General features: G+C 63.0%; 13 protein-coding genes. 6 read left to right on the top strand and 7 right to left on the bottom strand.

The window, feature by feature from the left end; translation table 11 throughout:
- Positions 1-56 precede the first annotated feature (56 nt).
- Genes AC4NMM_RS05140 through aglG form a run of 4 tightly spaced genes read right to left on the bottom strand, consistent with a single transcriptional unit; the run spans position 57 to position 4,121 of the window.
- Entirely contained in the window at positions 57-1,067 is a 1,011-nt protein-coding gene (locus AC4NMM_RS05140) for a glycosyltransferase (RefSeq protein WP_491923694.1), read from the bottom strand.
- Positions 1,064-1,885, bottom strand: coding sequence for an FkbM family methyltransferase (locus tag AC4NMM_RS05135; RefSeq protein ID WP_491923693.1), 822 nt, complete (start codon positions 1,883-1,885; stop codon positions 1,064-1,066). The genes AC4NMM_RS05140 and AC4NMM_RS05135 overlap by 4 nt, the downstream gene beginning before the upstream one ends.
- A complete protein-coding gene (locus tag AC4NMM_RS05130) occupies positions 1,882-3,156 on the bottom strand; it encodes a nucleotide sugar dehydrogenase (protein ID WP_491923692.1) in 1,275 nt (424 codons plus the stop codon). The genes AC4NMM_RS05135 and AC4NMM_RS05130 overlap by 4 nt, the downstream gene beginning before the upstream one ends.
- A gap of 47 nt (positions 3,157-3,203) precedes the next feature.
- A complete protein-coding gene (gene aglG / locus AC4NMM_RS05125) occupies positions 3,204-4,121 on the bottom strand; it encodes a glucosyl-dolichyl phosphate glucuronosyltransferase (RefSeq protein ID WP_491923691.1) in 918 nt (305 codons plus the stop codon).
- A gap of 128 nt (positions 4,122-4,249) precedes the next feature.
- Between aglG and AC4NMM_RS05120 the strand changes: the two genes are divergently transcribed.
- Positions 4,250-7,390 carry an oligosaccharyl transferase, archaeosortase A system-associated gene (locus AC4NMM_RS05120; RefSeq protein WP_491923690.1) on the top strand — a complete coding sequence of 1,047 codons (3,141 nt, stop codon included), beginning with the start codon at positions 4,250-4,252 and terminating at the stop codon, positions 7,388-7,390.
- Between the two features lie 80 nt (positions 7,391-7,470).
- Positions 7,471-8,415 carry a DUF368 domain-containing protein gene (locus tag AC4NMM_RS05115; RefSeq protein WP_491923689.1) on the top strand — a complete coding sequence of 315 codons (945 nt, stop codon included), beginning with the start codon at positions 7,471-7,473 and terminating at the stop codon, positions 8,413-8,415.
- A gap of 153 nt (positions 8,416-8,568) precedes the next feature.
- Here the strand turns inward: AC4NMM_RS05115 and AC4NMM_RS05110 are convergent, their stop codons facing one another.
- Positions 8,569-8,997, bottom strand: coding sequence for a PIN domain-containing protein (locus AC4NMM_RS05110; RefSeq protein WP_491923688.1), 429 nt, complete (start codon positions 8,995-8,997; stop codon positions 8,569-8,571).
- Complete coding sequence (locus tag AC4NMM_RS05105) at positions 8,994-9,302, bottom strand: AbrB/MazE/SpoVT family DNA-binding domain-containing protein (RefSeq protein WP_491923687.1); 309 nt, start codon at positions 9,300-9,302, stop codon at positions 8,994-8,996. Before AC4NMM_RS05105 ends, AC4NMM_RS05110 begins: the two co-directional genes overlap by 4 nt.
- A 179-nt stretch (positions 9,303-9,481) precedes the next feature.
- Here AC4NMM_RS05105 and AC4NMM_RS05100 point away from each other — a divergent pair, with 179 nt between their 5' ends.
- From AC4NMM_RS05100 to AC4NMM_RS05085, 4 genes are all read left to right on the top strand, one after another.
- Positions 9,482-10,042: a thioredoxin family protein gene (locus AC4NMM_RS05100; protein WP_491923686.1), complete on the top strand. Its 561-nt coding sequence runs from the start codon at positions 9,482-9,484 to the stop codon at positions 10,040-10,042.
- A 90-nt stretch (positions 10,043-10,132) separates the two neighbouring features.
- The gene (locus AC4NMM_RS05095) at positions 10,133-10,828 is read left to right on the top strand and encodes a hypothetical protein (protein ID WP_491923725.1); all 696 of its coding nucleotides are present in this window, start codon (positions 10,133-10,135) and stop codon (positions 10,826-10,828) included.
- 98 nt (positions 10,829-10,926) lie between these two features.
- The gene (locus AC4NMM_RS05090; RefSeq protein ID WP_096393398.1) at positions 10,927-11,343 is read left to right on the top strand and encodes a JAB/MPN domain protein-containing protein; all 417 of its coding nucleotides are present in this window, start codon (positions 10,927-10,929) and stop codon (positions 11,341-11,343) included.
- 55 nt (positions 11,344-11,398) lie between these two features.
- Complete coding sequence (locus AC4NMM_RS05085) at positions 11,399-11,725, top strand: DUF5789 family protein (RefSeq protein WP_096393397.1); 327 nt, start codon at positions 11,399-11,401, stop codon at positions 11,723-11,725.
- Between the two features lie 37 nt (positions 11,726-11,762).
- Here AC4NMM_RS05085 and AC4NMM_RS05080 read toward each other — a convergent pair whose 3' ends face one another.
- On the bottom strand, positions 11,763-12,077 hold the full coding sequence (locus AC4NMM_RS05080) for a PRC-barrel domain-containing protein (RefSeq protein WP_096396110.1): 315 nt from the start codon (positions 12,075-12,077) through the stop codon (positions 11,763-11,765).
- Positions 12,078-12,153 lie beyond the last annotated feature (76 nt).

Raw genomic sequence — 12,153 nt, 5'->3', positions numbered from 1 at the left:
TCGTTAAGCGAGATAGTTCTGCTACTTATATACTTGTATCGAATCGTCGTCTCTAATTAATCAATAGCCTCTCGAATAGCCTTTAAATAGGTCTCAGCAACTGAGATCCAGTTATTTTTGTTTGCTTTCTGCCGAAGATTTTCACAACGCCGGTTGGCCTCGTCAGGGTTATTCCGTATCTGTTCAAGTCCGCTAGCGATCGCTCCGGGAATTGGTTCCACAAACCAGATTTCCTCCTCCGAAAACTCTCTTTGGAGATGTCCCGGCATACCGAGTACCGGAAGCATTGAGGCTCCGTACTCAAGTATTTTTAATGGTCGTTCGACATCAACCAGACACAGTCCGACATCAGCATGGTGGAGGAATCCTGGGACGCGATCGTGAGTGAACGATCCCATATAGTACACGTTCGACCTTTGGTCGGCCGCTCGTTCCACAGCTTCCTGCTGGCCACGCTCACCAATAAAAACGAATTCCCAGTCTTCGGTTAGTTCTGCGCATTCAAGAATTTCGGTGATATGGTACGCCGAAGAGAACCGACCGGGATAAAGCGCAATCGGTGAATCAAGGTCTACCCCAGCACCCTCAAGCTCCTGACGCGCAAAATCTATCGACTCAGAAGATGGATCTGAAAAAATACCGTAATTGACAGCATTTTTTGCCAAAATCGCATTAATTCCCTTATTCTGAGCCATTTGGTATGAATCATTCTCGGCAAACATCGCAACCCTTGCGCGGCGTAGAACCCACCACTCGTATTTATAAAGTAGTTTGTATATGGGGTTCGGGAGACCTGAGATCTGCGAAATTGGGTCACTTACATCACCAATAAATGGTTTATCCAAGATTTTTGATAGTGGATATCCGAGATATAAGCCCATCCGTACGTTGCCGATGATAAGGTCGTGGTCACCCCTCAAGGCTTCATAAATTACAGATATCACGTCCCAACCACTGGCGTCCTGAAGCGTAACCTCGACATCCGCTTTCTCCAGATGGTAAATTATTCGTTCTCTGCGAGTACTAACGTTGTCCCCTGTAGATGGTTGAAGCCAGAGAATTTTCATTTTGTCGCACGGAGGAATGTCTCTTCACCCCGAGAATTCAATATATTAACTGAAAATCCTAACTCTCTTAGTTTATCAACTACCGCTTGATGTGATTCACCTCGATCTTCAAGTTTATCGGCATGGGTTTCACAATATATGACTGAACATTTTTCAAGTGTATTTTCCATTCCGCGGAGAACTGCTAATTCGGCCCCTTCAACATCAATCTTCACCACATCCGGCTTTGGAATCTCATTTAATTCATCACCTCTAATAGTTTCGACGGAAATCGTATTTGTTTCATTTCCGGTCGAAAGTGCGTGGGCACCTTCACCAGCAGCTTCAGAGCCAGCAATTGCGAGCTCTGCGGTTCCAGTTGTATCTGATAGGGCTTCTTGACGAATACTGGTGTTCGAAATATTGTTTATATCTATATTTTCTATCAATCGGTTTCGGTTCGCTGGGTGTGGCTCGAAAGCAATACTCTGCCCAGATTTTTGGCTCACAAAGCAGGTATACAGCCCTACGTTTGCTCCGATATCATAAAAAACATCTTGCGGTGTCACGTCTGTCAGAACGGATTCAATAATCTGCTTTTCCTCCATTAGCGCTTGAAACCTCTGTATTTCTACCCCATTGGTCACGTGGAAGGTGGCAGTTTTATTTTTGATCTCCAGTTCTATTGTATCTACAAGGGTAAATCCCGAAAGAAGTCGAGAATACCCTTTCCGTAGGCGTTTCTCGAGTCCGAGGGATACAGCAACACGTTTGATTGGACCACGATACAGTAATTTCCTCGCCGTCTCCAATATACCGATTATGGACTTACTCTTCATAGTTTCCTCACGTTTTCTCCACTGGAAATGGCGTTCCGGGTGTCGAACACCAACTCACTATGTTCCAGAATCAGGTCGATATCAAACTGATCGTGATCAGTCAAAATAATCACACAATCGTGCGCCTCAAGTTCTGCCGCAGTCAAGTCAACTGACTTGTATGTCTCATCTTCGACCTCAAATATCGGGACGTATGGGTCGTGGTACGATATGTCCGCACTACGTTCCTCTAGTAGCCCGATTACGTCGTACGCGGGCGATTCCCGCACGTCAGAGACTCCGGGCTTGTACGCGACGCCGACGATCAGTATCGACGACTGCGACACCGCCAGCCCCTTTTCGTTGAGGAGTTCGTTTACCCGCCGGACCACGTGAACGGGCATCTCCCGGTTCACCTGATCGGCAAGGTCGATGAACCGCGTTTGGATCCCCTGTTGCCCGGCCTTCCACGACAAGTATAGCGGGTCGATAGGGATACAGTGTCCGCCTAATCCCGGCCCCGGGTAAAACGGCATGAAGCCGTACGGTTTCGTTGACGCCGCATCGACGACCTGCCAGACATCGACGTTGAGGTCGTTCGCGATCATCGCGATCTCGTTTATCAGCCCGATGTTGACGGCGCGGAACGTGTTCTCCAGCAGCTTCACCAGTTCGGCTTCGGTCGAAGAGTCGACGCGGACCACCTCATCGAACACCCGCTCGTACAGGGCCATCGCGTGATCGCCACAGGAGGGCGTCACCCCGCCGAGCACTTTTGGAATTTCCGTGAGCGCGTAATCCTCTCGACCCGGGTCGATCCGTTCCGGCGAGAAAGCCACGTAGACGTCTTCACCGACGGTCTTGCCGTTTTCGGACAGCGTCGGTGCGACCAGTTCCTCCGTCGCGCCGGGGTACACCGTGCTTTCGAGGACGACCGTACAGCCGTCCGGTAGCACCTCGGCGAGGCGCTCTGTCGCGTCGGCGACGTACGAGAGGTTCGGCTGTCCCGTCTTTCGCAGCGGTGTCGGAACGCAGATCGACACGCCCTCGACGTCGTTCAACGCCTCGTACTCGGTCGTTACCTGTAACCCGGCCGCGAGGGCGTCCTCCACGTCCGCGTCAGAGATGTCGGTCACGTAGGAGCGTCCGTTCCGGAGCGTTTCGATCCGCTCTTCGTCGATGTCGACACCTACCACGTCGTATCCGGCCCGGGTGAACGCCAGCGCAAGCGGGAGCCCGACGTAGCCGAGTCCGACGACGCCGACCTTCGGCGCGTCGTCACCAGTATCCATTGTTGCGGTATAGCCCGATTCGACTGATAAGCCTTGTTGAGTCGGTGTCAGCGGTACGTCGCGAGTCCGTAGAGGTATCCGAACCCGACGACGGCGGTGAAGACGAACATCGCGACCAGCTGTGTGAGCTTCGCGACTGTCGGATCAGCGAACAGATTCCGGAGTCGCTGTGGCACGTACTGCGTCGTGAGGTCATGGAGGTACTCGCCCTCGTTCCCCTCGTCTTCGGGGTGTCGAAGGTTCATCACCCGTTTCGAGTACCCCTGCCAGAAAGCGCGCCCAACGAGCCAACGAAAGTCAGTTCGGTACTCGAAGATTTTGTGGTAGACGATAGCCTCGTCGTTGTACACGACGCCACGACCGTATCGTTCGCGCATCCGAATACACGCGGGCGCCTCGTGCGCCTGTACGTGACTGTCCCCTTTTCGGCCCGTTTCCTCGTCGTAGCCGCCGATGTCGAGGAATTTCTCTCGATCGAACGCGATGTTCGATCCGTACGTGTTCCGCACCTCTTCGAGGTGGTCGGCGAACCCGCGCTCCGTACAGCCGATGAGCCAGTAGAACTCTTCGGGCAGGAACGACGGCTTCTCGGCGAGCCACTCGGGGTCCAATCGGCCGCCGACCGCGTGAGCATCGGTCGACTCGTACGTCTCGACGAGCGTCGCGATCCACTCCGGCGTTGCGACGGCGTCGTCGTCGAGGAAGGCGACCAGTTCGCCCGACGCCAACTCGGCGCCTTTCGTCCTGCTGTACGAGATACCACGGTTCTCGTCGTTGTTGTGTATCCGAACTCCTTCGCGACCGCCGTACTCTTCTCTCATCCGGTCGGCGACAGCGTCGTTCCCGTCGCTCACGAGAACGATTTCGACCGGGTCGTACGTCTGTGCGAGTACGCTTTCGACGGCCTCCATGAAGTCAGGGAACCGATCCAGCGTGTACGTACAGAGGACGACCGAGACCTTCACGGGCAACTTGTCTCTTTAAGATTGTTTATGCCTTCCGTCTCGGCCTGATCACTCGGGCGTCCTTTTTCAATCGAGGTTTCGTTAGGAGATGGCAAGCCTTATGCGCGTTTTGACAGTCCCTTGCGGTAATGAGTGAATCACACGACCCACCGGACGGATCGGACTCCTCCCCGTTCGATCTGCTCGAACAGTGGTACCACGTGCCGGTCCTCCTCGGGGTATTCGCGTTCATGCTCTGGACGCGACTCCGGTCGTACGGGAACTTCATCCAGAACGGCGAGGTGTACTTCCGCGGCAACGACGCGTGGTATCACCTCCGCACGACGAACTATCTCCTCGAAAACTATCCGAGCACCCTTCCGTACGACGTCTGGACCGGGTTCCCCTTCGGGACAAACGCAGGCCAGTTCGGAACCCTGTGGGACCACATCATGGCGGTCAGCATCTGGATCGCCCGGCCGATCATGGGGAGCACCGAGGAAGTAATGCTCGTCATGGCGCCGATTGCCGGGGCGCTCGTCGCCGTGCCGACGTACTTCATCGCGCGACGGTTTACTGACCGTGTCCCCGCACTCGCCGGCGCGGCGACGCTTGCGCTCTTTTCTGGTACCTTTCTCCGGTACTCACTTGTCGGCTTCCCCGACCACAGCGCGGCCGAGGTGCTCTTCCAGAGTACCGCCGTCCTCTCGTTCCTCGTCGCGCTCGGGGTCGCCGAACGGGAGAAACCCGTGTGGGAACTCGTGGTCGACCAGGACTGGGACGCGCTCCGCGAGCCGATCGCCTACGCCGCCACAGCCGGCGTCGCGCTCGGCCTCTATATGTGGACGTGGCAACCAGGGGTGCTAATGGTCGGGTTCACGGGAATCTTCCTCGCGGTGAAGCTCACGAGCGATACCTACCACGGGAAGAGCCCGGAGCCGGTCGCGTTCGCCGGAGCGGTCGCGATGACCGTCACAGGGGTCATGCAGATTATCCCGCTTAACGAGTTTGCCTTCAGCCCAACTGGTTACTCATTCCTTCAGATAGTCACCCCACTCGCCGTCGCGCTCGGCGCCGTCTTCCTCGCGTGGCTCGCTCGGCAGTGGGAGGCACGTGACCTCGGTACCGACACCTATCCCGCGGCGGTAGGAGGACTGATCCTCGCGTCCGCGGGGTTCGTCTGGCTGGCGATTCCGTCGCTATGGTCGACGATCATCAGTAACCTCCTCAACACTATTGCCTTCTCCGCGAGCGCCGGCGCCCGCACCATCGGCGAGGCACAACCGCCACTTCAAGGCGCTTCCTTCGCGAACTTCGTTCTCTCGCAGTACGGGCTCGCCTTCTTCCTCGCGCTCGCCGCGATCCTCTACGTCCTCGCGCGCCCGCTCTACCGCTCTGACGACACGAACCACACGCTGTACATCCCGGCCGCGCTCGCCGTCGTCGGCTCCGTCTACGCGGTCCCGCAGGCGTACGGCGCGATCGGCGGCCTCGTCGGCGTCGACTGGCAGGTGATCGGCCTGCTCATCGCCGCCGCCTTCCTCGTCGGCGCGACGCTGCTCGTCGAGTACGACGCCGAGGAGCTGTACTTCGTCGTGTGGGCGGCGTTCATCGGCAGCGCCGCGTTCACACAGGTCCGGTTTAACTACTATTTCGCCGTTGTCGTCGCTGTCGGCACGGCGTACTTCCTCCAGGTGGCGCTCGACGCTCTCGATCTTACCTCGCTTGAGGCCGTCCGCGAGATCGAGGGGTGGCAGGTGCTCACCGTCGCCGCTGTCCTTGCGATCCTCATCGTCCCCCTCGTCGGTGTCGCGACCCCGGTCTGGCAGGCGGGCAACTCCAGTAACCCCGGGAGCGTCGTCCAGTGGGACGAGAGTCTCCAGTGGATGAACGACGAGACGCCCCAGCCGGGTGAACTCGAGGGCGCAGACAACCCGATGGAACTGTACGGCACCTACGAGCGCCCCGCAGACGGTGACTTCGAGTACCCCGAGGGCGCATACGGCGTCCAGTCGTGGTGGGACTACGGCCACTGGATCACCACGCGCGCCGAGCGCATCCCGAACGCCAACCCGTTCCAGCAGAACGCGGGCGCAGCGGCCGACTACCTGCTCGCGCCGAGCGAAGAAGAAGCCGCAGAGGTGCTCGCGAGCCAGAGCACCGAGGGCAACGACACCCGCTACGTGATGGTCGACTGGCAGATGGCGTCGCCGAACTCCAAGTTCAACGCGCCGGTCACGTTCTACTCGGGCAACGAGACGGTGCGTGACTTCAACGAACTGCTCTACCAACGCGTGGAGGGCCCGCAGGGCCAGCAGGGCGGGCTCCGCGCCGCGCTCCAGACGCGCACGCAGCGCTACCACGAGAGCCAGATGATCCGGCTCTACCAGCACTATGGCAGCGCGGTCGAACCGCAGCCGGTCGTCGTCGACTGGGAGCCGCAGACGGCACAGACCCAGTCCGGCGAACAGATCGAGATCAAGGTCCTGCCGAGCGAAGGCCAGGCGATCCGCCGGTTCGATAACCTCTCGGCGGCGCAGGCGTACGTCGAGGAGGACGGCTCCGCGCAGGTCGGCGGCGTGATGGGCGTCCCCTCCGAGCGGCTGGACGCGCTCGAACACTACCGGCTGGTCCACGCCACGGAGGCGCCGGGCCGGTCGCCGTACGCCCAGCAGGCGAGCATCCTCGCCCAGCGGTTCGGCGTCGACCTCCAGGCGACGTTCGGCGAGTCGTTCTTCGGCGCGCTGCGTGACGACTTCGTCAAGACGTTCGAACGCGTTCCGGGCGCGACCGTCGAGGGGTCGGGTGCCGAGCCCGGCCAAGAGGTCAAGGCGACGGTCGAGCTCCGGAAGCCGAACGGAGAGACGTTCGAGTACACGCAGTACGCGACCGCCGACGAGGACGGGACCTTCGAGTTTACGCTCCCGTACTCGACGACGGGCTACGACGAGTTCGGCCCCGAGAACGGGTACACGAACACGAGCGTCCGCGCGACCGGGCCGTACAACATTACCACCGAGCGGACGACCGGCGACGACCTGTACACCACCGAGCGGTTCGGACAGGTCGAGGTGACCGAGGGCCAGGTCGTCGGCGTCGACGACGCGGCGGCGACGGTCGAACTCGAAGAGCGGATCATCGACTGTCCCAGCGGCGACCCCGAGTGCCCGGTCGACGACGGCGGCGGAAGCGACGGCGGCGACTCGACGAACTCGACCGACGCGGGGTCGCTGATCGGCGCCGAGCCGGTCGCGAGCGCGGCCGACCTGACCGCGACCGCGGCGAACTGACCGCGGACGCCGAGGCCGCGGCCGATGCGGCCGTCTGATACCCGGCCCTTCTTTACCGCGGCCGCGTTTCTCCAGAGCAGATGGCCGACCTCCGCGAGTGGGCGACGATATACCTCAAGGGCGTGGCGATGGGGAGCGCCGACGCCGTGCCGGGCGTCTCCGGCGGCACCATCGCGCTGATCGTCGGGATCTACGAGCGGCTGATCGCGGCGGTCACCGCCGTCGACCCCGACCGCGCCCGCCGCGTGCTCGCCGGCGTCCGACCGGGCGGCCGCGCCGACGCGCGGGCCGCGTTCCGCGAGGTCGACGGCGCCTTCCTCCTCGTGTTGGGCGGGGGAATCGGCACCGCGGTCGTGACCGTGTTGAGCGCGGTCAACCGCCTGCTCACGACCCAGCCGGTGGCGACGTACGGCTTCTTCTTCGGGCTGATCGCGGCCAGCGCCGCGGTGCTGCTCGGCGACGTCGACCTCGCGACGCCGCGCCGGAAGGCCGCCGCGGTCGCCGGCTTCGCGCTCGCGTTCCTCGCGTCCGGCGTCGCGGCGACCGCGCTCGGCAACCCCCTACCGGTCGTCTTCGTCGCCGGGGGCCTCGCCGTCAGCGCGATGGTGCTGCCCGGGATCTCGGGCTCGCTGCTGCTCGTCGTCCTCGGCCAGTACGAGTACATGTCCGGCGTCGTCGCGCGGTTCGTCGACGCCGCCGGCGCGCTCGCGCTGGGCGACGGCGCGGACGCGCTCGTCGAGACGCTGCCGCCGGTGGCGGCGTTCCTCCTCGGCGGCGTCTGCGGGCTATTCACCATCGCGCACGCCGTCCGCTACGCGCTGGCGCGGGCGCGGGCCGCCACGCTCGCGTTCCTCGTGAGCCTCGTCGTCGGGGCGCTGCGCGCGCCGCTGGTGGAGGTGTCTGCGCGGCTGGCCGAGAGCGGCGAGTCCTGGCGCGCGGCCGCGCCGCGGTTCGCGCTGGCCGCGCTCGTCGGCGCCGGGCTCGTGGCCGTTCTGAATCGGTACTCCGCGGCGATCGAGTACTGAGCGGTGGGTCCGGTCGCGGTTAAGAAGGGAAAGCGGGTCACAGCCAGTCTGTCGTCACCAACCACCCCCAAATGGGTTGGCTTGTCGGTTGACCCGGTTTGGCCGACTCTGTAGAGAACAGAGGAGAGAGCCCACGAGAGTCGTGAGAGGAAGTCAAGCTGGTTCGGTCCGGAACCGAGTGATCGGGACGTCGGTGACGTCGTCGTAGTCGTCGTCGGCACCGACCAAGATCACCCCGTCGACATGCGCTGCTGTCCCGAGCGCAAAAGCATCACCGAGTGCTAGCGAGTAGCGGAATTTGAAGTCGGCTGCTGGCGCCCATGTCTGTTCGGTGTCGACGCGACGGATGCCACTTTCCTCGAGAACGTCGACGACGGCATCAGCGCGCTCCTCGCCGTCGATCGCCCGGACAATATAATGGACCTCGGCAAGATTGGCCGCCGAGATGTAGCCGTCTGCTGCGCCTTCGATGGCCTCAACGTACGTTTCGACGGTGTCGCTCCCTGGTTCGTTACAGAAATAGGCGATGAGTGGTTCGGCGTCGAAGACGATCGTTTCGGGAATCTCAGCCCCGTTGGTCATGCGTCAGCCTCGTCGTCACCGGCGTAGCGCCGCCGCAACTCTTCTTCACTGGCTTTGTCCGCTGTCCGTTCCTCTTGGAGGCGCTCGGTTGCTGAGCGCCCCTGCTCGTCGGTTTTCCCTTCCAGAACCCCACGCAGGTCCGTAACCGAGTGGATGGGGCGAACAACGATGTCGCCCTCTTCGGTCCGAATGAACTTCACACGGCCGGGCGTGTCGATACCCAACTCCTCACGGAACTCCTTCGGGATTGTGGCTTGCCCGCGCGACGATACGGACACCACTTTTTCAGACTCTGTCTTACTCATACTATTTTCTATTATTACTTTTCTTCAGACATATAAAATACTAGCGTTGAATTAGGTAGTTAACAGATCAGATCAGTCATTGATTCGCCGGTCTCGAGTGAACGGCTCGTCGTGGATCGCTGACTCGACATCTGAAGTGGCTCGCAACGCCTTTTCCGTTCCCGCGCGTACGCCCCGATATGGTCCAGATGGAATCCGACTCGGCGCTCGACCGCGGCGACGCCGCGCCCGACTTCGAACTGCCCGGCGCGGACGGGGAAACGTACGCGCTCGACGACTTCGACGCGGACGCGCTGCTCATCGTGTTTACGTGTAACCACTGCCCGTACGCGAAGGCGAAGATCGACCTGCTGAACGAGCTCGCCGCCGGGTACGACGACCTCGCGGTCGTCGGGATCAACCCCAACGACGCCGACGCGTACCCGGAGGACTCCTTCGAGGCGATGCGCGAGGCGGTCGCGAACGGCACCGTCGCGTACGACGCGTACCTCCGCGACGAGACCGGCGAGGTCGCGGCCGCCTACGACGCGGTGTGTACCCCCGACCCGTTCCTCTTCGGCCGCGAGGACGGCGCGTGGCGGCTGCGCTACCACGGCCGGCTCGACGACGCGCTCAACCCAGACGACGAGCCGACGGAGTTCTACATTCGCGACGCGGTCGACGCCGTCCTCGCGGGCGAGGACGTCGAAATCCCGGACCGGCCCTCCCGGGGCTGTTCGATCAAATGGCCCGACGCCTGAGTCGCCCCCGCTGCGATCACCGGTAACACCGGATCGGCGTTCCGCCGGAGACGACTTAACAAGCGTCCGGGCCGAACGGGTGGTATGGGAATGAAAGGCGACGAGCCGGACCTCCACGAGATCGATCGCTACGACGGCGGCGTCGGCTGGATCGCGTACCCCGACGAGACGATGGAGCGCGCGAGCCACGCGTTCGCGGTCCCCAACGAGGAGGCGGACGCCGACGACGTGTGGGTGGTCGACCCGGTCGACGCGCCCGGCGTCGACGAGCTGCTCGCCGACCTCGGCGACGTCGCCGGCGTCGTGGTCGGGCTCGACCGCCACGTGCGCGACAGCGGCGAGGTCGCGGCGCGCCACGACGTCCCGGTGTACGTCGCCGAGTGGATGACGGGCGTCGCGGAGGAGCTCGGCCCGGACGTCGAGGTCGAGCGGTTCGGCGCACGGCTCGCGGACACCGGCTTCGAGGCAATCAAAATCCGCGACTCCTCGCTGCCGCCGTGGCAGGAGGTCGGGCTCTTCGACGGGGAGACGCTGATCGTCCCCGAGTCGCTCGGCTCCGCGTCGTACTTCCGGGGCGACCGCGAGCGCCTCGGCGTCCACCCGATGCTGCGGCTCACGCCGCCGACTGGCGCGCTCTCCGGGCTCGACCCCGAGCGCGTCCTCGTCGGCCACGGCGTGGGCGTCCACGAGCGCGCGGCCGTCGCCCTCGAGGACGCGCTCTCCGACTCGCGGCGGAAGGCGCCGGGACTGTACGCGAAGACGCTCAAATCGGCACTGCCGTTCTGAGCGCGGGCAGAGACGGCCTGTGAGGCCGGACGCACCGACCGCACCGACCGAACCGTGCGTGACCTTTTGCCAATGCGTCCCGTAGCGGGGCTCGACCAGTGATCTACGTCACCCGCGACCTGTTGACCGTGCTGCGCGAGCGCGCCGCGAGCGAGGACCCCGAGGCGGTGAACCTCCGGCTCTCGGCCACGCCGGCCGGCGAGTTCGAGGCCGACCTCGGCCTCGACCCGGCTACGCCGGTGGTGACCCACTTCACGCTCCCGTCCGTGGGGAACTCCGTCAGCTCCGTGTTCGGCGTCGACCTCGGCACGCCGGCGGGCGCGGGCGGCGCGCGGTTCCTCTCGCACCCGGACGGGTTCCTCGGGGTCTCCCGCACCGACGACCTCGCGGGCGTGGTGATCGTCGCGGTCCCGCCGTACGACGGCGACTCGGTCGCCGCGTTCGACCGGTCCGGGGACGGGGTCGAGCTCGCCGTCGTCGACGCCGCGCCGCCGACCGAGTCCGTGCCGGAATGAGCGGGACGCGCCGAGAACAGGGGTTTCAAGCCGCCGGAGGGAGTAACACGCCGTAATGGCAGCACGGCCACCCGGCGGCGGCGATACGGAGGAGCCGGAGGCGATCGAGTTCGGCATCGCCGCGCTCGACGCACGGCTCGACGAGGCGGACGTGTCGTTTCCCGCGACGGCCGCGGAGCTACGGGACGCGCTCGGCGATCAGGAGGTGCCCTACGACGCGCAGGGGCGCTCCATCGCGCTCGCGGACGCGCTCGACCGCGTGCCCAAGCGGGAGTTCGAAAACGAGACGACGTTTCTCGACGCCATGTACCCGGTGTTCGACGAGGCGCGCCGGGAAGAGCGCGGCGTGATCGCCAGCCTCCGCGACGCTCTCCCCTTCTGAAGCGGCCCCGGGCGCGGCGCGCGCGGTCGGGAACCTGTTACCGGGACTCCGCCCGGGCCTCGACCTCGCTCCCTTCCTCGTCGGACTCGCCCGTGTCGTACCGCTCGATGACGTCGTTGATCAGGACGACGTCGCCGACCGCGCGGACCCAGCGGTACGGGACGATGACGCCGGTCGATCCGCCCACCTGTCCGGCGAACAGTTCGTGGTTGAGTTCGGCGAGCGCGAGGCCGGTGACGGAGCGCGCGTCCAGATCGAGCTGGATGTCTTCGATCTCGCCGACGAAAACGCCGTTGCTCGAGTACACCTCGCGACCGACGAGCGACGTGATCTCTTCGGGGGCTGCGTTCATACCTGATAGGGTCACGAGCGCGCCTAATAAGCGTTCGTTGTCGAACGACGCGCGTCGGACGCCGGCGGGTCCCGCG

The sequence above is a fragment of the Halorubrum sp. SD41 genome (assembly GCF_058630335.1).
The sequence above is the reverse complement of the archived record's forward strand: the minus strand, read 5'-3'. Positions and strand labels throughout refer to the sequence as shown.